Consider the following 22,976-nt stretch of genomic DNA (forward strand, 5'->3'; position numbering starts at 1 on the left):
CGTCGTCCGCCGGGCCGGGGATTGCGCAGCAGTGGGCCATGGATGGCCCACGCCCCGCCTTCGGACAGGATGTCCGAAGGCGGGGCGGAGCAATCCCCGGCCCGGCGGACGACGCCACCACGGAGCAGGAAACCCAAAAGGCGCAAGCAGCCGCAGCCGACCTAGCCGCCACCCGCATGCAGTTGCGCGGTCGCTTTCTCGCGACGCGGCCACAGCATCGCGATCACGGTGATCGCACCGAGCAACCAGCTGTAGTGGACGCTGCCCGCGAGCGCCAGCGGCGATACCGCACCCAGCGATGCCGCCAGCAGGATCTGCGCGCCGTAGGGCAGCACGCCCTGCGTGACGCAGGCAAAGATGTCGAGCACGCTGGCCGCGCGCGCCGGCGGCACGCCGTGCTGCTGGGCGATGTCGCGGGCTAGGCCGCCGCTGATCAGGATCGCGACGGTGTTGTTGGCGGTGAACACGTCCGTCGTCGCCGACAGCGTGGCGATGCTGATTTCACCGGCGCGGCGGCTGCGGTGACCACGCGCGAAGCGACCGATCACCTGCGCCAGCCAGCTCAGTCCGCCGGTGGCTTTCATCAGCGCACCCAGGCCGCCTACCAGCAGCGACAACAGGGTGATCTCGATCATGCTCTCGAAGCCTTCCCAGATGTGGGTGGCATAGGAGGCGACACCGAACTCGTCGCTGAAGATCGCACCGAACACACCGGCGATCACCAGCCCCAGGCTCAGCACGATGATCACGTCGACACCGGCCAGCGCCAGCCCGAGCACGATCAGATACGGCAGGATCAGCCAGGGCGAGACCGGATCCAGCGGCTGCACCGGCGCCGTCTCGGCCACCAGACCCAGCACGATCACGGTGAGCACCGCCGCCGGCAACGCCAGTTTCAGGTTCTCGCGGAACTTGTCGCGCATGCTGCAGCCCTGGGTGCGGCTGGCAACGATGGCGGTATCGGAGATGACCGACAGGTTGTCGCCAAACGTCGCACCGCCGATCACCGCACCGAGCACCAGCGCGCGGTCCAGGCCGGACGCATCGGATACGCCCAGTGCGATCGGCGCGACCGCGGCAATGGTGCCCATCGAGGTACCCAGCGACAGCGAGATGAAGCCGGCGACGACGAACAGGCCCGGCAGCAGCAGCGCCGGATGCACGTGACCGATGCCAAGCGAGACGATCGCGTCGACCGCCCCGATCGCCTTGGATACCTCGACGAAGCCACCGGCGAGCAGGAAGATCAGGCACATCAGCACCACGTTGTGGTCGCCCATGCCCGACAGCAGCGTCTCCAGCGGCTTGAGCCCACGACGCCAGGCGATGAACGCCGACAGCGCCAGCGCCGGCAGGATCGCCACCGGCGCGCGCAGCTGATAGAAGCCCATCGCCTCGCCGTGGGTCGTGTAGTACAGGCCCGCACCGAAGAACAGCGCCAGGAACAGCAGGAGCGGCGCCAGCGCCAGGGCGCTAGGGCGGACCGAATCGTTCATCTTTCCATCCGGATGGATTTGTAAGCCTGCGGATTCTGCAGTGCAGCAAGGGCGCTGTCGAGTGCATGGGCGGAACGGTGGCTGCGCGTGGGTGAGGATGGCGCGCGGGTGGACGCGGGTGTACGGCCACACGAGCAACGTCCATGGGGTCCCGCCTTCGCGGGAATGACGGCAAGGGCAACGTCACTGGGTTCCCGCCTTCGCGGGAATGACGGGTAAGGGCAACGTCCATGGGTTCCCGCCTTCGCGGGAATGACGGGTAAGGGCAACGTCCATGGGTTCCCGCCTTCGCGGGAATGACGGCAAGGGCAAAGTCGCTGGGTTCCAGCCTTCGCGGGAATGACGGGCAAGGGCAACGTCCATGGGTTCCAGCCTTCGCGGGAATGACGGCAGAGCAACGTCACTGGGTCCCCGCCTCTGCGGGGATGACGGTCTTGACGATGGGAGCCCCTCTCCCGTTTACGGGAGAGGGGTTGGGGTGAGGGCCACCGAAGACCGGGCAACGAATTGTCGGAGCGTCGTTCGACGGGCTGGGGATTGCTCCGCAGCGGGACATGGATGTCCCGCGCCCCGCATTCGGACAGGATGTTCGACTAAGGGGCGGAGCAATCCCCAGCCCGGCGGACGACGCCCTTCCGAAGCCAGCCGCCTCCCCAAGCCGGCCACCCGAATGAAGCCGCCGCCCCAAACGCAAACGGGGCGCCGAAGCGCCCCGTCCCGAACCGAACCGAACCCGAAGCGGATCAGATCCGCCCGGCAATCGCCTTGGCGAACGACATCGTGTTGCCGCTGCCGCCCAGGTCCGGGGTCAGCGAGTCCTTGGCCTCGAGCGTGGCGATGATCGCCGCGCGCAGGCGGCTCGCCTTCTCCGGCTGGCCGATGTGATCAAGCATCTGCGCCGCGCCCAGCAGCAGCGCGCACGGATTGGCCTTGCCCTGCCCCGCGATGTCCGGAGCGGTGCCGTGCACCGCCTCGAAGATCGCCGCATCGGTGCCGATGTTGGCGCCCGGCGCCAGGCCGAGACCGCCGACCAGGCCCGCGCACAGATCGGAAATGATGTCGCCGAACAGATTGGTGGTGACGATGATGTCGAACTGCTCCGGACGCATCACCAGCTGCATGCAGGTGTTGTCCACGATCATCTCGTTGCACTCGATGTCCGGATATTCCGCCGCCACCGCGCGAGCGGTCTTGAGGAACAGGCCCGACGTCGACTTGAGGATGTTGGCCTTGTGCACGACCGTGACCTTCTTGCGGCCGGTCTTGCGGGCCAGCTCGAAGGCGTAGCGCACGATGCGCTCGGAACCGCGACGCGTGACCTTCTGGGTCAGCATCGCGACTTCACCGTCTTCCGACAGCGTCTGGCCCTCTCCGATATAGGCCCCCTCGGTGTTCTCGCGCACCGTGATCAGGTCGACGCCGGTCGGGAAGCGCGACTTGGTGTTCGGGAACGACTTGGCCGGACGCACGTTGGCGTACAGGTCGAAGCGCTTGCGCAACTCCACATTGATCGAGCTGAAGCCCTCGCCGACCGGCGTGGTCAGCGGGCTCTTGAGGGCGATGCGGTTCTTGCGGATCGAGTCCATCGTCGCCTGCGGCAGCAGCTCGCCGTGCTTCTCGAGCGCGACCAGGCCGGCGTCGGCGAATTCGTACTGCAGTCCGACATCCATCGTGTCGAGCACGTGCAGGGTGGCGTCCATGATTTCCGGGCCGATACCGTCGCCACGGATGACCGTGATGGTCTGCGTCATAGGGGGATTTTCCAGGCTGATGGGCGCCCTGCGGAGGGTACGGCGCCGGATGGTTAGCCCCGGAATTATGCCGGAAGCGACGTGTTCCTGCAGGAACGGGCCCGTCGAACTTTGGTCGAGGGGGCTGTGGGAGTGGCTTCAGCCACGACCCGGGCGCTCAGGCTGCCTGTCGCAGCTGAAGCCGCTCCCACATGCGGTGACCTGTCGCGGCCTCAGCCGTGGTCGTGGCCTCCAGGCGCCGCGGCCTCGCCCTGCTCCAGCCGATCGAGGAAATCGACGGCGCGGCGCATGTGCGGAATCACGATCGAGCCGCCGACCACCAGGCCGACCGAGAACGCCTCGAACATCTCCTCGCGGTTGACCCCGGCCTCCCTGCACTGGGCGACGTGGTAGCTGATGCAGTCGTCGCAGCGCAGCACCATCGAAGCCACCAGGCCCAGCAGCTCCTTGGTCTTCACGTCGAGCGCGCCGGCCTGGTAGGTCTGGGTATCGAGCGCGAAGAATCTGCGAACCACCTGGTTGGGTTCGGCCAGGATGCGCTCGTTCATGCGCTTGCGGAACGCGGTGAACTCGGCGACGCGGTCGCCCTCGGTCTTGCCGGTCGAGTCGCTCATGCGCCACCTGCCAGCAGCGGCTCCAGGCCGCCGGCGCGATGCAGGGCGATCATGTCGTCGTACCCGCCGACGTGGGTGTCGCCGATGAATATCTGCGGCACGCTGGTGCGGCGGGCACGGCTGAGCATCAGCTCGCGCTGGGCCGGGTCCAGGTCGATCCGGACCTCGGTCCACGTCTGGTTCCTGCTTTTCAGGAAATTCTTCGCCGCGATGCAATAGGGGCAGATCGCGGTGGTATAGATGGTGATCTCGGGCGCGGCGGAACTGCTGGTGCCGGGCGCGGCGGACGCGGTGCTGCTCAAAACGATCTCTCCTGCATGAACTCGCCAATGCGGTTGTGGTCGAATATGGGCCTGACCCGGGTTCATTTCCAGCCCATGCACGGAACACAGCCGTTGCGCGGGTGGCCCGGAAGCTGTCCAGCGCGACCGGACTGCCGTAAGGATTAACAGCCGATTCATCCGGACGACCGCCCCGCCCCGCATCCTGCGGACACCGCCTCGCCCAGAGTCCTCGAGGGACCACCCGCTTGCGTCGTATCGCCCTGCTCACTGCCGCCCTCACCCTTGCCGTCGCCAGCGTCTGCGCGCCGGCGCAGGAGGCCAACCTGCCCGACATCGGTTCGTCGGCCGGAGAGCTGCTGACTCCACGGCAGCAGGAGGAATACGGCGCGATGATGCTGGCGCAGCTGCGCCACTACGACTACCTGCTCGAAGACCCGCTGATCGACAGCTGGCTCGATACGCTGGGCACGCGCCTGGCGGCGAACAGCGACCGCCCGCGCCAGCCTTTCACCTTCTTCATGCTGCGCGAGCGCCAGATCAACGCCTTCGCCACCCTCGGCGGCTATGTCGGCGTCAACTCCGGCCTGGTGCTGGCGGCAGAGCGCGAGGACGAGGTCGCCGGGGTGATGTCGCACGAAATCGCCCACGTCACCCAGCAGCACGTGCTGCGCGGCGCCGAACGCGCCCAGCGCGACCAGTTGCCGATCCTGCTGGCCATGCTCGGCGCGATCGTCGCGGCCCAGGCCGCCGGCGGCAATTCCGACGACGACGCCGCACAGGCCGCCATGGCCGGTGCCATGGGCATGATCCAGCAGCGCCAGATCGACTACACCCGGTCCAACGAGTCCGAGGCCGACCGCCTCGGCATCCAGACCCTCGCCCGCAGCCATTACGACCCGGAAGCGATGGCGGACTTCTTCGCCACCCTGCAGGCGCGCTCGCGCAGCAATGGCGCCAACTACTGGGGCGAGTCGCCGGATTGGCTGATGACCCACCCGGTGACGATCACCCGCATCACCGAAGCCAAGGAACGCGCGGCGCGGATCAAGCGTGAGCAGGGCGGCACGGCCGAGGTCTGCGTGCGCGATCCCGACGGCCCGGCGCAGTGCCGCAGCGAGAGCACCGCGAAGCCGCAGTATTCGCTCGACAACAGCAGCAATCCGTTGCTGCCGCCCAACCTGGACGTGGGCGGCCAGCTCACCGCCTCGGCACAGAGCGGTGGCACTGGTCGCTTCGAGTACGCACGCGAGCGCCTGCGCGTTCTCAGCGCAGACTCCCCTGGCGATGCCCTGCGTGAGTACGAGCGCCTCGCCGGCGGCAAGAAGTTCACCGACGCGCAGCGCTACGGCCAGGCCCTGGCCCGCCTTCGCGGCAACCAGGCCGGGGCGGCCGCGATCGCACTGGGCGAGCTGTTGCAGGCGCATCCGGGCGACATGTGGCTGACCCTGGCGATGGGCCAGGCCGAAGCGCGCACCGGCAAGGCGGCCTCGGCCGATGCCCGCTTCGAAGCGCTGCTGCGGCAGACGCCCAACAACCGTGCCGTGGTGCTGACCTACGCCGACGTGCTCTCCGAGCGCAATACCGTCGCGGCCGGCAAGCGGGCGCAGGCCGTACTGCGGCCGTTGCTGGGCAGTTCCGGCAACGACGCGATCTTCCAGAGCACCTTTGCCCGCGCTTGCGAGATCGCCGGGGATCCGATCCGCGCTGGCGAGGCCTATGCCGAGGCAGCCTACCTGAATGGCCGTCCCGAGCAGGCCCTGGTCCAGCTCAACACCCTCAAGCGCCGCAGCGACCTGGATTACTACGCCCGCGCCCGGATCGAGTCGCGCATCGCCGCGATCACCCCGACCGTGCTCGAGCTCAAGCGCCAGGGCATCCGCGACGAGGACCTGCGACGCCAGTAGTCGAAAGGTGGGAGCGGCAGACTGTCCGATGACCATGTCATGCCATCGTCACAAAACGGTAGTGTACTGACGCGGCTTCCCAAGGCCCTCCAGTTCGGGCCCCTTCAGCCCTTCCCCCCGGTGACCGTGTGCAGAAGCGCATCCTGATTGTCGAAGACGAACCCGCCATCCGCGACATGGTGTCCTTTGCCCTGCGCAAGGGCGAATACGACCCCGTCCACGCCGGTGACGCGCGCGAGGCCCAGGCGGCCATCGCCGACCGCGTTCCGGACCTGATCCTGCTCGACTGGATGCTGCCCGGCACCAGCGGCCTGGAGCTGGCCCGACGCTGGCGCAAGGAACAGCTCACCCGCGAGATCCCGATCATCATGCTGACCGCGCGCGGCGAGGAGAACGACCGCGTCGGCGGCCTCGAGGCCGGGGTCGACGACTACGTGGTCAAGCCCTTCTCGGCGCGCGAGCTGCTGGCCCGCATCCGCGCCGTGCTGCGGCGCTCGCGCGAGGACGACGAGGACGGCAGCGTCGGCATCGGCCCGCTGCGCATCGACGGCGCCGCCCACCGCGTGTTCGCCGCCGCCGAAGGCAGCGACCAGCCGGTGCAGATCGGCCCGACCGAATACCGCCTGCTGCACTTCTTCATGACTCACCCCGAGCGTGTCTACACCCGCACGCAACTGCTCGACCATGTCTGGGGCGGCAGCGTGTATGTGGAAGAACGCACCGTCGACGTGCACATCCGGCGCCTGCGCAAGACGCTCGAACCGCATCGACTCGACGGCATGGTGCAGACCGTGCGCGGCGCCGGCTATCGCTTCTCCGCCTCGCTGGCGGCATGAAGCGGACGCGGCCGGCGTCGACCGACCGCGGCCTGCAGCCGGGCCACCATTCGCGACGCAGTGACCATTCGCAGGGCCGCCTGCTGGCGGCCAGGCAGGCCGCTCGCTACGCTCAGGAAGTCGTACTCACCACCACGGAAAGTTGATCGACGGCCATGCCGCCCCGCGCCCGCTCCGCCTGGTTCCGCACCCTCGGCCAACTTGCCCTGATCCTGGCCATTGCCGCCGTGGTCGGCGTTGCCATCGGGCAACCGTGGCCGGTGATCACCTTCGCCGCACTGGGCGTGGTCGCCTGGCACTACTGGCGCCTGCGCAGCGTGCTGGTGCGCCTGACCGCGCGCCAGCGCCTGACGCCACCGCTCGGCGAAGGCATCTGGAACGAACTCGACCGGCTGCTCCACCGCAGCCAGTCGGAAATGCGCGGGCGCAAGAAGCGCCTGATCGACATGCTGCGCGCCTACCGTGCCGCCGCGGCGGCGCTGCCCGACGCGATCGTGGTGGTCGAGCGCAACAGCCAGCGCATCCAGTGGTTCAACGAGGCCGCCATCGGCCTGCTGCAGCTGAAGTATCCGCGCGACATCGGTGGTCCGATCGTGCAGCGCCTGCAACCCTTGCAGCTGTCGCACTGGCTGGCCTCCGGGCGTAACGCCGAGACGCTTGAAGTGACTTCGCCGTGGAATCCGGCCGCCACGCTGAGCCTGCGCCTGATCCCCTACTCCGACGACCTGTGGCTGCTGGTCGCGCGCGATGTCAGTCGCCTGCTGCAGCTGGAGCAGATGCGCCGCGACTTCGTCGCCAACGTTTCCCACGAGCTGCGCACGCCGCTGACCGTGGTGCACGGCTACCTCGACATGCTCGACCCCGCCGAGCATCCGGACTGGGCGCCGATGCTGGCCGAGATGCAGCGCCAGTCGCAGCGCATGACCCAACTGGTCGAGGATCTGCTGACGCTGTCGCGGCTGGAATCGCAGGACAGCCTGCCGGCCGAGGAAACCGTGGCGATGTCGCCGATGCTCACGACGCTGCGGCGCGAGGCGGTCGCGCTCAGCCAGGGCCGTCACGAAATCCTGCTGGAGGACGCTGCCACAGTCGACCTGTGGGGTTCCAACAAGGAGTTGCACAGCGCATTCTCCAACCTGGTCGGCAACGCGATCCGCTACACCCCGGCCGGCGGCACGATCCGCATCCGCTTCCGGCCGGAGGGCAAGGGCGCGGTGCTGGAAGTGGCCGACAGTGGCTACGGCATCCCGGCCGCGCACCTGCCGCGCATCACCGAACGTTTCTACCGTGTCTCGACCAGTCGCTCGCGTGAAAGCGGCGGCACAGGACTGGGCCTGTCGATCGTCAAGCACGTGCTGAACCTGCACCAGGCACGTCTGGAGATCAGCAGCGAAGTCGGTCGCGGCAGTACGTTCTCCTGTCATTTCGGCGCCGATCGCGTGCGCCCGCGCGAAGACCTCGCGTTGTCCTTCGAGGCATTGCCATGAACACCGTTGTCGTAACGCCATCAGTAGAGCCGCCGCTCGAATCCGATCCGCTGCGCGACCCCGGCCTGTACTTCAACCGCGAGCTGTCGCAGCTGGACTTCAACTTCCGCGTGCTGGCCCAGGCCCAGGACACGACGGTGCCGCTGCTGGAGCGCCTGAAGTACCTGTGCATCTCGTGCACCAACCTCGATGAATTCTTCGAGATCCGCGCCGGCACCTTGCGCCACGCCCAGGACCTGGGCATCGCCACCGGCGCCGACGGCCTGTCGCCGGCCACCGTGCTGGCACGCATCCACGACCGCGCCGCGCAGCTGGTCAAGGCGCAGTACGAATGCTGGAACCACGTGCTGCGCCCGGCCCTGTGGGACGGCGGTGTGCGCGTGCTCGGCCGCGATGCGTGGGACGAGAACCAGGCGCGCTGGCTGCGCGACTACTTCCGCGACGAGATCATGCCGGTGCTGTCTCCGCTGGGCCTGGATCCGGCGCACCCGTTCCCGAAGATCCTCAACAAGTCGCTCAACATCGTCGTCGTGCTCAAGGGCAAGGACGCGTTCGGTCGCGAAGGCCACTTGGCGATCGTGCGCGCACCGCGCTCGCTGCCGCGCATCATCCAGATCCCCGAGGAAGTCGGCGGCGGCAAGCACGATTTCGTGTTCCTGTCGGCGGTGCTGTCGGCGTTCGTCGACGAGATGTTCCCGGGCATGCAGGTCAAGGGGGCCTACCAGTTCCGCGTGACCCGCAACTCCGAGCTGATCGTCGACGAGGACGAAGTCGAGAACCTGGCGCTGGCGCTGCGCGACGAACTGGTCGGCCGCGGCTACCTGCGCGCGGTGCGGCTGGAGATCGCCGAGCAGTGCCCGGACGACATCGTGCGCACGCTGCTGGAGAATTTCGACCTGACCGAGAACGCGGTCTACCGCATCAACGGCCCGGTCAACCTCAACCGCGTGATCCAGGTCTATGACCTGGTGCAGCGTCCGGAACTGAAGTTCCCGCCGTTCCAGCCAAGGCAGCTGTCGGGCGTCGAGATGATGTTCGAGAAGGTGGCCGAAGGCGACGTGCTGCTGCACCACCCGTTCGATGCCTTCACGCCGGTGCTCGAACTGCTGCGCCAGGCATCGGAAGACCCGAATGTCCTTGCGATCAAGCAGACGCTGTACCGCACCGGCAAGGACTCGATGCTCGTCGACAGCCTGGTCCAGGCCGCCCGCAACGGCAAGGACGTCACCGTCGTGGTCGAGCTGCGCGCGCGTTTCGACGAGGAGGCCAACCTGGGCCTGGCCGATCGCCTGCAGGATGCAGGCGTGCAGGTCGTGTACGGCGTGGTCGGCTACAAGACCCACGCCAAGATGATGCTGATCGTGCGTCGCGAAGGCCGCAAGCTGCGTCGCTACGTGCACATGGGCACCGGCAACTACCACAGCGGCACCGCGCGCGGTTACACCGACTTCGGCCTGATCACCGCCGACCCAGAGATCGGCGCCGACGTCCACATGATCTTCCAGCAGCTGTCCGGGCTGGCTCCCACCGTCAAGCTCAAGCGCCTCTTGCAGTCGCCCTTCACCCTGCATGCCGGCGTGCTCAAGCGCATCGACCGCGAGACCCGCCACGCCAGGGCCGGCAAGCCGGCGCGGATCATCGCCAAGATGAACGCCCTCAACGAACCGCAGGTGGTGCGTGCGCTGTACCTGGCCTCGCAGGCCGGCGTGCGGATCGACCTGATCGTGCGCGGCGCGTGCACCGTCCGCCCGGGCATGCCGGGCATCTCGGAGAACATCCGGGTGCGCTCGATCGTGGGCCGCTTCCTCGAGCACCACCGCGTGTACTGGTTCGCCAACGATGGCGCGCCGGACCTGTTCTGTTCCAGCGCCGACTGGCTCGAACGCAACCTGCTGCGACGGATCGAGACCGGATTCCCGGTGCTTTCGCCCGACCTGGCCAAGCGTGTCTACAACGAGGCGCTTGAGAATTACCTCAACGACAACGTCAATGCCTGGGAGCTGCAGACCGATGGCGAGTACGTCCGCGTGACGCCGACCGAAGGCACTCCGGCCCACTCGGCGCAGGCCTGGCTGATGTCCAAGATCTCGGCCTGAACGACGTCCATCCGCACAAGGATGGACGCGGCGGTGCCTTAACGGGGATCATGTGCCGATGAGCGACGCCTTCCCCACCAGCAAACTGCCGCTTGCCGACGGCGACCTGCTGGCTGCCGTCGACATGGGATCCAACAGCTTCCACATGGTGGTCGCCCGCTACGTGCTCGGCCAGCTGCGCATCGTCGACCGCCTGCGCGAGACCGTGCGCATGGCCGAGGGCCTGGATCGTCGCGGCGGCCTGTCGCCGGAAGTGCGCCAGCGCGCGCTCGACTGCCTGGCCCGCTTCGGCCAGCGCGTCCGCGACATTCCGCCGCAGCGTGTGCGCGCAATCGCCACCAACACCGTCCGCCGCCTGGCGGTGCCGCAGGCGTTCCTGATGCCGGCCGAGGCCGCGCTCGGGCATGCGATCGAAGTGGTCGCCGGCCGTGAGGAGGCGCGCCTGATCTACCTTGGCGTCGCCCACGCGCAGCCTTCCAAGCCGGGAGAGCTGCGCATGGTGATCGACATCGGTGGCGGCTCGACCGAATGCATCATCGGTTCCGGCTTCGAGGCGATCGAGCGCGAGAGCCTGCAGGTGGGCTGCATCGCCACCACCCGCCGCTTCTTCGAGAACGGCAAGCTGTCGAAGAAGAAGTGGCGCGACGCGTTGACCGAGGTCACCGCCGAGTTCCAGCAGTTCGCCGGTACCTACCGTGCGCTGGGCTGGGACGAGGCGCTGGGATCGTCCGGCACCAACAAGGCCATCGGCGACATCTGCGCGGCGATGAAGCTGACCAAGGGTGCGGTCACCGCCGAAGCGCTGCCGGTCCTGCGCGATCGCCTGTTGCAGGCCGACCGCATCGATGCAATCGAGCTTCCCGGCCTGTCGTCGGAGCGCCGTCCGGTGATCGCCGGCGGCGTGCTGATCCTCGAGGCCGCCTTCGATGCCCTGGGCCTCAAGCGCATGGCGGTCAGCAAGGCGGCCATGCGCGAGGGCGTGCTGTACGACATGCTCGGCCGCGGCGGCGTGGACGATCCGCGCGACGCAGCCGTCGCCGCCCTCATGCAGCGCTATGGCATCGACGACGGCCAGGCACGACGCGTGGAGGTCACCGCGATGCGGCTGTTCGACCAGATCGCCCAGGCCTGGCAGTTCGATGCCGATGACCGCCTGATGCTGCAGCGCGCCTCGCGCCTGCACGAGCTCGGCCTGGCGATCGCCCACAGCCAGTATCACGTGCACGGCGCCTACGTCGTCGAGAACTCCGACATCGCCGGCTTCTCGCGCCAGCAGCAGCAGTTCCTGGCGGCGCTGATCCGCACCCATCGCCGCGGCATCCCCAAGTCGGCCTTTGAGGCCCTGCCCGACCGTCTGCTCACGGCGGCGCGTCGCCTGGCCACGCTGCTACGCCTGGCCGTGCTGCTGCATCGCGCCCACGAGGCCGACCCGATCCCGCAGCTCGATGCACGCGCGGACGGCAATACCCTGACCCTGGCCATGTCCCGCCGCTGGATCGACATGCGCCCGCTGGTGCGCGCCGACCTGGAAGGCGAACCGCAGGACATGGCGGGGCTGGGCGTGGTGCTGAAGCTGGAAGCGGTGTAGGGCAACGGCAACGTCAAGATGGGTCCCGGCGTTCGCCGGGACGACGTGACAGGGCTGGATGCTTGATGGCCTGGATCCCGGCGTTCGCCGGGGCGACGTGACAGGGCTGGATGCTTGATGGCCTGGGTCCCGGCGTTCGCCGGGACGACGGTGAGGCGTTACTTGTGCAGCGCCTCGCGCAGCTTTGCCGCACGCACCAGCACCTGCGGCGGCGTGTGTTCCTCCGGAATCGAGAAGATCCCGATTCGCCGCAGGAACAAACCAGCCGCACGCGTCGACGTCAGCGCCACGATCGGGATCGACAGGAACAAGCCCAGGATCACCGGCGCCATCCACGCCGCCAGCGACGGCGAGATCATGTACGCCATCCACCCCGCCACCACGCCCAGCACCGTCACGCCGGCGTAGTTGCGCACCAGGCCCGACAGCGGCAGCGTGCCATCGTCGCGCCGCTGTGCATCCCAGCCCGAATCCTTGCCCGCCAGCACCTCGGCGACACCGCGCGACTGCACGTACATCGTCACCGGTGCCATCAACGCCGCCAGCAGCGTTTCCAGCACCATGCTCAGGAAGGCACGGATCGCACCGCCGCAGCCACGGCGCGTGTCGCGATCGAAGAACAGCGTCAGGTAGCCCATGAACTTGGGCGCCAGCAGCACCGCCATGGTCAGGAAGAACACCCAGACGAAGCGCTCAGGATCCTGCTCGCGCCAGTAGGCGGTCGGGGAGAAACCGGGCAGCTTCAGGCTGTCCCACGCCAAGCCGGCCTTCTGCAGCGGAATCGCCAGGCCGACCAGCATCAGCATCGCCCACATCGGCGAGGTGAAGTAATGTCCGATGCCCATCATCAGGTGCCAGCGGCTGACCCAGTGCAGGCCCTTCGCCGGCAGCACCGCGCTGTGCTGCAGGTTGCCCTGGCACCAGCGGCGGTCTCGCACCAGCATGTCGGTCAGCGACGGCGGACCTTCCTCGTAGCTGCCGCCCAGCCCCGGCACCATGTGCAGGGCCCAGCCTCCGCGGCGGAGCAGCGCGGCCTCGACGAAGTCGTGGCTCAGCACCGTGCCGCGGAACGGCTTGATGCCGAACAGCTCCGGCAGGCCGCCCTGGTCGGCGAAGGCACGCGTGCGGATGATCGCGTTGTGGCCCCAGTAGTTGCTCTCGGCGCCATGCCACCAGGCGATGCCGTGGGCGATGACCAGCCCGTAGACGCGCCCGGCGAACTGCTGCATGCGCGCGAACAGGGTGTTGCCGTTGACGATCATCGGCAGCGTCTGGATCAGCGCGACATCGCGATGGCCTTCCATCGCGCCGGCGAGGCGGACGATGGTCTCGCCGGTCATCAGGCTGTCGGCGTCGAGGATCAGCATGTGCGGATAGGCGCCGCCGAAACGGCGCACCCACTCGGCGATGTTGCCGGCCTTGCGCTCGCGGTTGTCGGGACGGTGCCGGTAGAACAGGTTGCCGTGGCCGCCAGTACGCTCGCGCAGGCTGGCGAAGGCGCGCGCCTCGGCGCCGCGGATTCCGGCATCGGTGGTATCGCTGAGGACGAAGAAGTCGAACTTCTCCAGCTGCCCGGTCTCCTGCAGCGATTCGTAGATCGCCTGCAGCCCCGCCAGCAGGCGTTCGGGTTCCTCGTTGTAGGTCGGCATCAACAGCGCGGTGCGCGATACCAGTGTCGGCCGTTCGCCCTGGCGGGTAAGCCCAAGGCGTCCGCCGCGACGCGTCACGATCAGGATGAAACCGGCCAGCGCGCTGACGAAGGCCTGCGCGATCCAGGCGAACAGCGCCACGAACAACAGCAGCAGCAAGCCTTCGAGAATGTCGGTGCCGCCGCCGCGCAGCACCCACCAGATCTGGTAGGCGGCGATCAGGGTCAGCAGCGCGGCGCCGCCGATGACGAGCGTGCGTCGCCAGGCCATCGCACCGGGCGTGGTCGGCAGCCTTGGATTGGTCAGGCGCCCTGCGCGCAGTGTCTGCACCGGCATCGGCAGCGGCGCTTCGGGCGGCAGCCATTGCGCCGGTGCCGGAGCCCCGGTCGCGGCGCCGGATGCCGGAGTGATCGTCACGCCGCTCACGCCGTCCACCGGTACAGCCAGGTCTCGCTGAGAGGACCGGAGGCATCACCGAGCACGGCGCGCAGTTCGATGCTGCGCTCGTTGCCGGGCTGCAGTTCGAAGGCCAGGCGCCATCCGCCGGCGCCAGCGTTGGCATGCGCGGTGACGTTGGCAACCTTGCCCTTGCCCGCCGTGACATCGGCGCGGACGGGTGCGCCATCGTCCATGCCCTGCAGTCGACCGCCGGCGAAGTCGATCACGAACTGGCGTGAGCCGCGTTGGGCATCGGTGCCAGCGACGACAGCGCCGACGCGCGTGCGCGTGACCGTCGCCAGATGCGGCAGCCAGGCGTGCTGGTCGCACCAGTGCATGCGGTAGTCGAAGCGGTGCTCCTGGCCGGCCGCCAGCGCCTGCTTCGGGCGCCAGAACGACACGATGTTGTCGTGGAATTCGTCCGCCGTCGGCAGTTCGAACAGGTGCACCGCACCGGCGCCCCACTCGCCCTGCGGCTCGATCCACAGGCTCGGGCGCTTCTCGTAATGGGCCTCGCTGTCGGCGTAGTCGGCGAAGGCGCGCTTGCGCTGCATCAGGCCGAAGCCGCGCGGATTGACGTCTTCGAAGGCGCTTTCCTGCAGCACCGACGGATTCTGCAGCGGGCGCCAGATCTGCTCGCCGCTGCCGTTGACCAGGGCCAGGCCATCGGAGTCGTGCACTGCCGGCCGGTAGTCGTCGATGCCGACGCGGTCGTTGGAATCGAACTGGAACATGCTGGTCAGTGGCGCGATGCCGACCTGGTCCAGGGCCACGCGCGGAAACAGCCGTACGGAAACGTCGAAGACGGTCTCCACTCCGGGTCGGATCACGAAGCGATAGGCACCGGCAACGCTTGGGCTGTCCATCAGTGCATGCACGATCGCGTGATCGGCGCCGCTCGCCGGCCGTTCCAGCCAGAAGCTGCGGAACACCGGGAACTCCTCGCCCGCCGGCGCACCGGTCTTGAGCGCCAGGCCTCGTGCCGACAATCCATAGGCCTGGCCCTTGGCCACGGCTCGGAAGTAGCTCGCACCGAGGAAGGCACTAACCTCGTCGAAGTATTCGGGACGGTTGATCGGGGAATGCAGGCGAAAGCCGGCATAGCCCAGGTCGTTCTCCTTCGGCGCCGCGGTGCCGTCAAACGTGAACTGAGCCGGCCGGTAGACCACCGGGGTGGCGACGCCGCCGGCGACGTCGAAGATGTCCACCCGGTCGCGGAAGAAGAACCCGCGATGGAAGAACTGTGCCTGGAACGGCACGTTCGCGCCCCGCCACAGCGCTTGCGCCGGGTTGAAGCGGATGCCGCGGTACTGGTCGTAGCCGATCTTCTCCAGCGATGCCGGCAGCTGCTTGCTCTGGGCGACGAAGGGCCTGGCCGCCAGCGCGCGCGCAAGCGAGGCCACCGTGTCGGCATCGAAGGGCGCCGCAGCCGCGGGCGCCGCCGCCATGGCGCGCGCACTCGCGCCGGAGAGCAGCGAGATCAGGGGCCAGGACAATCCCGCCAGCAGCACTTCGCGTCGTTGCACACGCTCTCCTCGGTTACGGTGACAGTTAACCATTCATTTTAGGTGCTTGTTTGTTAACGCCGCCGGGACGTACGGCGCATCCGGCGGTATTTCGTTGCGACGGGGTTCGGGTAACCGTTTTCATCGCCTTCGTCATCGCTGCGTCACCGTCCTGCCATCCCGGTTTCACCGCGCAAGTCCAACCTTGCGCAAACCGGGAGCCGCGCATGCGTTATGCGATCGTCAGCGAAACCTACCCGCCGGAGATCAACGGCGTCGCACTGACCGTGCAGGGCCTGGAACTGGGCCTGCGCGCCAGGGGCCATGACGTCCACGTGGTGCGGCCACGGCAGGGCGAGGACGATACCGCGACGATCCACGAATTGCTGGTGCCCGGCGCGCCGCTGCCACGCTACCCGGGCCTGCGCATCGGTTTTCCCGCCACGCGCAGGTTGCGCGAGGCATGGCAGGCGATGCGCCCGGATGCGATCTACGTGGCCACCGAGGGACCGCTGGGCTGGTCGGCGCTGCGCGCGGCCCGACGCCTGGACATCCCCGCCGCGACCGGCTTCCACACCCGGTTCGACGAATACATGCGCGACTACGGCGTCGCCTTCCTGGCACAGACCGCGCTGCGCTGGATGCGGCGCTTCCACAACAGTGCCGATGCCACCGTGGTGCCGACGCGCGAGCTGGTCGATTTCCTGCAGGGCCAGCGTTTCGACAACGTGGTGCGGCTGCCGCGCGCGGTCGATACCGCGCTGTTCGATCCGCAGCGCCGCGACTTCGGCCTGCGCGCGCAGTGGGGACTGGGTGACGACGGTTTTGCCGCCATCTACGTCGGGCGCATCGCCGCGGAGAAGAACCTCGACCTGGCCGTGCGTGCGTTCCGTTCCCTGCAGCGCGCGCGCCCCGGGGCGCGCTTCGTCTGGATCGGTGACGGCCCGGCGCGGGCGAAGCTCGAGCAGGACAACCCGGATTTCATCTTCTGCGGCGTGCAGCGCGGCGCGGAGCTGGCGCGGCACTTCGCCAGCGGCGACCTGTTCGTGTTCCCCAGCCTCAGCGAAACCTTCGGCAACGTCACCCTGGAAGCCCTCGCCAGCGGCGTGCCGACCGTCGCCTTCGACTACGGCGCCGCGCGCGAATACCTGCGCGACGGCGTGCACGGCGCGGCGATCGCCAACGGCGACGAAGCCGGCTTCATCGCTGCGTGCACCCGCATCGCCGGCGACGACCTCAGCCGCAGCGCGATGCGGATGGCCACGCGCCAGGCCGTCGCAAGCCTGCGCCCGGAACAGGTCGCCACCGATTTCGACGCATTGCTGCAGGGCCTGGTGCAGGCACGCCGCACCGCAGGCATCCCGCTGCCTTCCACCCCGCCCTCCACTCCGTCAGAACAGGAGGCGTCATGAACCGCCACTCTCTGCACCGGATACTGCATCGCCCCTCGCTGCACAAGCGCCTGCTCGATGGCGACTCGGGCTGGTGCCTGCGCGCCAATCGCCTGGGCGAAGGCGGTCGCTCGCGCTCCTACTTCGCACTGGTCAGCCGGCTCGGCGACGGTGTGTTCTGGTACGTGCTGATGGCTGCACTGATCGTGGTCGACGGTCTCGATGGCCTGGCTGCTTCGGCACACCTGGCTGCGACCGGAGTGATCGCATTGACGCTCTACAAGCTGCTCAAGCGCTGGACGCGACGGCCGCGTCCGTTCGCCTCCGATCAGCGCATCCATGCCTGGGTCGCGCCGCTGGACGAGTTCAGCTTCCCGTCCGGGCACACCTTGCACGCGGTTGCCTTCAGCCTGGTGGCGATGGCGCACTACCCGATGCTGGCCTGGTTGCTGGTGCCATTCACCGCCAGCGTTGCCGCTTCGCGCGTGGTGCTGGGACTGCACTACCCCAGCGACGTATTGGCGGCGACGGCCATCGGCACGTCGCTGGCGGGGTTTTCGCTGTGGCTGGTGCCCGGCGTGTCCCTGTTCGGTTGAAGCCCGGGCGCGGGCTGCGCGCCCGCTGCATTCACGCCGCTACGGCGCGGACCACCTTGGCCCGGGCGACGCTGGGAAAGTACTGGCTGGCCCAGTCGCGGTCGTTGGCCACCTGGGCCTGTGCGCGGCTGGCCTCGAGCGCGGCGAAGTCGAGCGTGGCGACCGCCCAGTGCTGTTCACCGCGGGTCTGCACGATCATGCCGTCGTGCGGCAGGCCCACGTCCATCGGGGCGATCAACGCCGCCTCGCCGGTGTTGGTGTCCAGCGCCGGGCTCCACGGCGCGACGCCGGCCGTCACCGACTGGGCGACGAAGCAGCGGTTCTCCAGCGCGCGGGCGAGGCAACCCACGCGCACACGGGTCGCGCCCGCCTCGGTGTCGGTGCAACTGGGCACGACCAGCAGACGGGCCCCGGCCTCGCACTGTGCCCGTACGGGCAACGGGAACTCGCTGTCGTAGCAGACGGCGACCGCACTGCGCACGGGCCCGGTCTCGAATACTTTCAGCTCGTCGCCGGACTCGATGACTCCGGCGGCCTTCTCGAACCCGGTCAGCCGCAGCTTGTCCTGCCAGACGTGGCTGCCATCGGGCGCGAAGGTGTAACTGCGATTGCGATAACGGCCACGGCCCAGGTCGAGCAGGAACGTGCCGGCCACCACGTGCATGTGCCGTTCCCGCGCCAGGCGCGAGAACAGCTCCAGCCACGGACGGTGCCAGGCCTGCAACGCCGCCAGCGATGCGTGCAGGTCGCCGCGCGTGGCCTCGTCGAACATCGCACCCAGTTCCAGCGCCAGGTATTCGGGCAGCACCGCCATCTGCGCGCCCTGCTGGCGCGCTTCGTCCAGCCAGCGCGCCTGCTTGCCGGCGAAGGCGGCGAAGTCGTCCGGCGCACCGACGCTGTACTTGGCCACGGCCACCTTGAGCGCGCCGTTGTGGTGCATGCCGTTGTGGTGCATGCCGTTTTGGAGCACGCCGTTTTGGAGCACGCCCTCGCTCATCGTGTCCGCTCCAGCGGTCGCAGCCAGAATGTCAGCGAGTGGTCGACGACGGCGCCGCCGACCTCGCGCCAGGTCAGGTGCGCCTGCAGTTCCGGGCGCGGCCGATAGCCGCGCTTGCTCCAGAACGCCTCGTTGCCGCGATGGAAGGCCGGGCGACGCGGATGCCCCGGCTCGCGATCGACCGCGCAGAACGCGGTCCACGCATAGTCGCCGTAGCTGCGTGCGTGGGCCTCGCGCTCGTCGAAGAAGCGATGGCCGATGCCGCGTCCGCGGTACTGCGGCAGCAGCACCGATTCGCCGCAATAGAACACCTCCTGCGGATCGAGCGAGACTCCGTCGAACGCATCCAGGAACGTCCTGGACTCGGCCGCCAGCGGCATCCCGGTCGAGGCGCCGACCACCTGGTCACCGTCGAATGCCAGCGCCACGATGCTGCGCGGCGACTGCAGGTAAGTCTGCAGGTACTGCGCTTCGTAACCGGCATCGCCGTCGTAGAGGTACGGCCAGTCGCGGAACACGGCGATGCGCAGGCGGGCCAGGTCGTCGAGCCAGGGCGAGATCGCAGCGCCGCTGTAGCAGCGCACATCGAGTGCGGACGGCGTTTCAGGGGCTTTGGCATCCATGACGTACATCTTGGGTTTCCCTGTCGCGGTGGAAGTGGATGGGTCGGATCGGCGGGATGTTCAGGACGGTTCACGACGACTGCCGTCGATGGCTGGATCACGCGGCGCCGGTCGCGATCCGGCCAATTGATACCAGTCCACCCGGCGGGTGACCACCATGATCGCGGCCAGGACCAGGAACAGCAGTCCGGCGCCGAGCACCAGGGCGTTGTCTTCCGACACCAGCAGGCCGTACAGCGCAGCATAGAGCGTGGCCAGCATGGCGGCGAAACCCAGGCCGCGGCCAACACTGCGCAGCACGGCGACCAGGTAGAAGCCGATCAGACCGATGCAGGCGATGCTGGCGACCAGGTAGGCGATGGCAAAGGCGATGTGTTCGCTGAGGCTGACCAGCAGCAGGAAGAAGATCGCCAGCGCCAGGCCGACCAGGCCGTACTGGATCGGGTGGATCGGCAGCTGCTTGATCAGCTCGAAGATGAAGAAGCCGACGAAGGTCAGCAGCACGAACAGCAGGCCGTACTTGGTCGCGCGGTCGGCCTGGGTGTAGATGTCGACCGGGTCGATCAGCGACACGCCGACCGCATCGATGCCGTCCATGTCGGCGATGCCGCCGCGAAGGTCCGGCAGGATCTGCCCCTGCTGGTACTGGCGCTGGGCGTTGGTCGCGACCGAGGCGATCTCCCAGTCGGCCTTGAAGCCGGAAGCATCGAGCTCGTGCCGCGGCGAGCTGCCGCCGAAGCTGGGGTGCTGCCAGCTCGACTGCAGGCCGAAGCGGTTGCTCTTGCCCAGCGGCACCAGCGCCAGCGATTCGGTGCCACCGAGCACCAGGTCCAGCTCGGTGTCGAGCCTGAGCACCTCTCCGGCCTGCGGCTCGGCCAGGCGCACATGCAGGCCCGAACCGCTGCGGCTGCCCAGGCCTTCCTCCACCGCCTGGCTGCGGCCGTTGATGCGCAGCTGCGGCGATGCGCGCAGGCCGCGCACGTCGGCGATGCCATAGCTCAGCCAAGGCTTGCCGATCTTGCGCGGCACCGACTCGGGCGCCGGGATCAGCGCCTCGAAGCGCGCCTTGGCCTTGCCGTGCCACTCGTACACCCGCACTTCGTGCAGGCCGCGCTTGCGCGTGCTCGGACGCATCGGTCCGCGCACGTCGAGCGTGGTCGGGAAGAAGGTCCAGTGGTGGGTCACTTCGCGCTGCACCTTGTGGACGATGTTGTACTTGTCGGGCTCCTCGACCTCGACGGTCTCGGTGTAGGGCACCACCAGCACCGGCCCGGCGAAGGACTGCGCGCCGGCGTAACTGCGGGCGATATCGGCGACCGCCTGGGCGCGGTAGTTCTGCCGGTCGTCGATCACGCCGCGGATCATCAGCAGCGGAACCAGGATCGCGATGGTCATCGCGACGACCATGACGATCTTGAAGGCAAGGCGCATGTGCAACTCCTGTCGGGGTATTGGCGACAGGATCGAGGGCGAACGCGTGGCGACGATGGCGCCACGGTGAAGCGAGGGTGAAGTCCCCGCGCTCTCAGTCGGGCAGCGACAGGCGGGCGACGGCGCCGCCGCCTTCGCGGTTCTGCAGGCTGGCCTCGCCACCGTGCAAGGTTGCCACTTCGGCAACGAAGCACAGGCCCAGGCCGCTGCTGCGACTGCCGTTGCCGGGGCGCGGCAGCGAATAGAAGCGCTCGAACACGCGATCACGCGCGTAGTCCGGGATGCCGGCGCCGCGGTCGCGGACTTCAAGTGCCTGGACCTGGCGCTCGCCCTCCCGCTGCAGTTGCAGGTGCAGTTCGATGCGGCTGCCGGGCGGGGCGAAATCGGCCGCGTTCTCGATCAGGTTGATCAGCGCCTGGCGCAGCAGGAACGGATCGCCGTCGATCGTCGGCAGGTCGGCCGGCAGATCGACGTCCAACGCCACCTGCGAACGCGCCAGTCGCGTCGCGCATTGCGCAACCGCCTCCTCGGCCAGCGCCGCCAGCGCCACCGGCTCGGGTTGCTCCAGGCGCTGGCGATGCTCGACCGCAGCCAGCGCCAGCATCTTGTCGATCATCTGCGCCAGCCGATCACTCTGGCTGCGGATGGCGGCCGCGAAGCGGATCCGGTCGGCTTCCTCCAGCGGACCTTCGAGCAGTTCGGCGCTACCGCGGATCGCCGCCAGCGGGCTCTTCATCTCGTGCGTCAACGTGTGCACGTACTGCTCGACGTATTGCTTGCCTTCCAGGCGCACGCGCATCGTTTCCAGCGCCTGGCCGAGATCGCCGAACTCGCCCGCGGCATGCGGCAAGGTGACGCGCTCGCCGGCGGTGACGCCGTTGGCATAGCGGCGCAACTCGCCCAGCTGGCGCGACAACCACCACGCCGCCACCAGCCCCACCAGCAGCGACACGCCCAGCAACACCGCGCCCCAGCGCAGCACCACGCCCTGGCTGCGCTCGATGAACGGTGCGATCGCGCTGTTGGGTTTGGCCACCGTGAGCACGCCGATGACCTTGCCCTGGCCATCGCGGATCGGCGCGGCCACATGCATGACGGTCGAATTCGGATCGGCGTATTCGCTGCGGCTGGACCGGGCGCCGTACTTGCCGCGCAGCGTCAGATAGACGTCGTTCCAGCGTGAGTAGTCGGCACCGACATCACGGCCACTGCTGTCGAACACGACGATGCCACGGGCATCGGTGACATAGATGCGGTACTGCGAGGAACGCTTGCCGAAGCCCCAGATCCTGGCGCCATAGTCGCGGCGCGCCATCGCACGCACCCGGCGGGCAAAGGTGCCGTCGTCGATGCGTCCGGCGATGAAGTCATCGCTGGCGAGCTCGGCGAGCACGTTGGCGGTGTCGACGAGGGTGTCTTCCATCGCCTGGCGGACGCCGGGCTTGACCTCGGCGACGAACACCTGCGCCAGCAGCAGGCCCGCCAACGCGACGATCAGGAAGTAGCCCAGGAAGATGCGCAGGCCGATCTTCATTCGCGCGCGGCCTCGCGCGGATCCATCTCGATCGAGTAACCCAGGCCGCGGTGGGTGCGGATCGGATCGAGGTCGGGAGCGACCTCGCGCAATTTCGCCCGCAGCGTCTTGATGTGGGTGTCGACGGTGCGATCGCCGCTGTCGAGGGCGTTGCCCCAGACCCGGTCCATCAATTGCGCCCGCGACAACACCGCGCCGGGGCGCTGCAGCAATGCGGCCAGCAGCCCGTACTCGTAACGCGTGAGGTCGAGCAGCTGGCGGCGGAAGGTGATGCGCTTGCCCTCCACGTCGTGGACGAAACCGGCGGCGGCCGGCGCCTCGTGGTGCAATCGACGCAAGACCACGCGCACGCGTGCCACCAGCTCGCGCGGCGAGAAGGGCTTGGTCACGTAGTCGTCGCCGCCGATTTCCAGGCCGAGGATGCGTTCGGCCTCGGCGTTGTGTGCGGTCAGGAAGATCACCGGCAGGTCGCGTCCGCGCCGCAGCTCGCGGCACAGCGCGAAGCCGCCGATGTCGGGCAGGCCGACATCCAGCACCGCCAGGTCGAAGGTCTGGCCGCGCGCCAGCGCCAGCGCATCGCGCCCGGTGAGGCAATGCGACGCCTCGAAGCCGTCCGCGCGCAGGGCGTGCAGGACGATGTCGGCGATGGCGGGTTCGTCTTCTACCAGCAGGATGTGCATGGGTGGGGGGCAGCGGCGCCGAAGTGTCGGTGGGGTCCGAAGGTGCAGCGAGGGACGTTGTCAGGGCAAGCGTAGC

19 protein-coding genes are annotated in these 22,976 nt (G+C 68.4%); 8 read left to right on the forward strand and 11 right to left on the reverse strand.

Annotation, left to right across the window (positions count from 1 at the left end; all coding sequences use genetic code 11):
• Positions 1–161: 161 nt before the first annotated feature.
• From AC3A3X_RS16295 to grxC, 4 genes are all read right to left on the reverse strand, one after another.
• Positions 162–1,496, reverse strand: a complete 1,335-nt coding sequence (locus tag AC3A3X_RS16295; RefSeq protein WP_487584071.1) for a Na+/H+ antiporter NhaC family protein — start codon at positions 1,494–1,496, stop codon at positions 162–164.
• Positions 1,497–2,239: 743 nt separating this feature from the next.
• Positions 2,240–3,247 carry an isocitrate dehydrogenase gene (locus tag AC3A3X_RS16300; protein WP_487584072.1) on the reverse strand — a complete coding sequence of 336 codons (1,008 nt, stop codon included), beginning with the start codon at positions 3,245–3,247 and terminating at the stop codon, positions 2,240–2,242.
• Between the two features lie 212 nt (positions 3,248–3,459).
• Entirely contained in the window at positions 3,460–3,861 is a 402-nt protein-coding gene (locus AC3A3X_RS16305; RefSeq protein ID WP_487584073.1) for a carboxymuconolactone decarboxylase family protein, read from the reverse strand.
• A complete protein-coding gene (gene grxC, locus AC3A3X_RS16310) occupies positions 3,858–4,163 on the reverse strand; it encodes a glutaredoxin 3 (protein WP_487584074.1) in 306 nt (101 codons plus the stop codon). Before grxC ends, AC3A3X_RS16305 begins: the two co-directional genes overlap by 4 nt.
• 227 nt (positions 4,164–4,390) lie before the next feature.
• Here grxC and AC3A3X_RS16315 point away from each other — a divergent pair, with 227 nt between their 5' ends.
• From AC3A3X_RS16315 to ppx, 6 genes are all read left to right on the forward strand, one after another.
• Entirely contained in the window at positions 4,391–6,049 is a 1,659-nt protein-coding gene (locus AC3A3X_RS16315) for a M48 family metalloprotease (RefSeq protein WP_487584075.1), read from the forward strand.
• Between the two features lie 128 nt (positions 6,050–6,177).
• Positions 6,178–6,885, forward strand: coding sequence for a phosphate regulon transcriptional regulator PhoB (gene phoB, locus AC3A3X_RS16320; protein WP_487584076.1), 708 nt, complete (start codon positions 6,178–6,180; stop codon positions 6,883–6,885).
• Positions 6,882–7,031: a hypothetical protein gene (locus tag AC3A3X_RS16325; protein ID WP_487584077.1), complete on the forward strand. Its 150-nt coding sequence runs from the start codon at positions 6,882–6,884 to the stop codon at positions 7,029–7,031. Before phoB ends, AC3A3X_RS16325 begins: the two co-directional genes overlap by 4 nt.
• Before the next feature lie 9 nt (positions 7,032–7,040).
• Positions 7,041–8,372, forward strand: coding sequence for a phosphate regulon sensor histidine kinase PhoR (gene phoR, locus AC3A3X_RS16330; protein ID WP_487584078.1), 1,332 nt, complete (start codon positions 7,041–7,043; stop codon positions 8,370–8,372).
• Entirely contained in the window at positions 8,369–10,468 is a 2,100-nt protein-coding gene (gene ppk1 / locus AC3A3X_RS16335; RefSeq protein ID WP_487584079.1) for a polyphosphate kinase 1, read from the forward strand. The genes phoR and ppk1 overlap by 4 nt, the downstream gene beginning before the upstream one ends.
• Before the next feature lie 58 nt (positions 10,469–10,526).
• Entirely contained in the window at positions 10,527–12,056 is a 1,530-nt protein-coding gene (ppx, locus tag AC3A3X_RS16340; protein ID WP_487584080.1) for an exopolyphosphatase, read from the forward strand.
• 158 nt (positions 12,057–12,214) lie between these two features.
• On the opposite strand, the gene mdoH is transcribed toward ppx, so the two are convergent.
• Positions 12,215–14,140 (reverse strand): glucans biosynthesis glucosyltransferase MdoH, encoded by a 1,926-nt coding sequence (gene mdoH, locus AC3A3X_RS16345; protein WP_487584081.1) that lies wholly within the window; start codon positions 14,138–14,140, stop codon positions 12,215–12,217.
• Positions 14,128–15,669: an OpgD/OpgG family glucan biosynthesis protein gene (locus AC3A3X_RS16350; RefSeq protein WP_487584082.1), complete on the reverse strand. Its 1,542-nt coding sequence runs from the start codon at positions 15,667–15,669 to the stop codon at positions 14,128–14,130. The genes mdoH and AC3A3X_RS16350 overlap by 13 nt, the downstream gene beginning before the upstream one ends.
• A gap of 206 nt (positions 15,670–15,875) precedes the next feature.
• On the opposite strand from AC3A3X_RS16350, the gene AC3A3X_RS16355 reads away from it, so the two are divergent.
• Together AC3A3X_RS16355 and AC3A3X_RS16360 are read left to right on the forward strand one after the other, a co-directional pair.
• Entirely contained in the window at positions 15,876–17,060 is a 1,185-nt protein-coding gene (locus tag AC3A3X_RS16355; protein WP_487584083.1) for a glycosyltransferase family 4 protein, read from the forward strand.
• Positions 17,057–17,635 carry a phosphatase PAP2 family protein gene (locus AC3A3X_RS16360; protein WP_487584084.1) on the forward strand — a complete coding sequence of 193 codons (579 nt, stop codon included), beginning with the start codon at positions 17,057–17,059 and terminating at the stop codon, positions 17,633–17,635. The genes AC3A3X_RS16355 and AC3A3X_RS16360 overlap by 4 nt, the downstream gene beginning before the upstream one ends.
• Positions 17,636–17,666: 31 nt before the next feature.
• Here the strand turns inward: AC3A3X_RS16360 and AC3A3X_RS16365 are convergent, their stop codons facing one another.
• The 5 genes from AC3A3X_RS16365 to creB form a co-directional block, all read right to left on the reverse strand.
• Entirely contained in the window at positions 17,667–18,575 is a 909-nt protein-coding gene (locus AC3A3X_RS16365; protein WP_487584102.1) for a carbon-nitrogen hydrolase family protein, read from the reverse strand.
• A 53-nt stretch (positions 18,576–18,628) separates the two neighbouring features.
• Complete coding sequence (locus tag AC3A3X_RS16370; protein ID WP_487584085.1) at positions 18,629–19,255, reverse strand: GNAT family N-acetyltransferase; 627 nt, start codon at positions 19,253–19,255, stop codon at positions 18,629–18,631.
• A gap of 60 nt (positions 19,256–19,315) precedes the next feature.
• The gene (creD, locus tag AC3A3X_RS16375) at positions 19,316–20,686 is read right to left on the reverse strand and encodes a cell envelope integrity protein CreD (protein WP_487584086.1); all 1,371 of its coding nucleotides are present in this window, start codon (positions 20,684–20,686) and stop codon (positions 19,316–19,318) included.
• 94 nt (positions 20,687–20,780) lie between these two features.
• A complete protein-coding gene (gene creC / locus AC3A3X_RS16380; RefSeq protein ID WP_487584087.1) occupies positions 20,781–22,220 on the reverse strand; it encodes a two-component system sensor histidine kinase CreC in 1,440 nt (479 codons plus the stop codon).
• Positions 22,217–22,900 (reverse strand): two-component system response regulator CreB, encoded by a 684-nt coding sequence (gene creB, locus AC3A3X_RS16385; RefSeq protein WP_487584088.1) that lies wholly within the window; start codon positions 22,898–22,900, stop codon positions 22,217–22,219. The genes creC and creB overlap by 4 nt, the downstream gene beginning before the upstream one ends.
• Positions 22,901–22,976 lie beyond the last annotated feature (76 nt).

Source organism: Lysobacter sp. Soil_N_23, assembly GCF_057656135.1.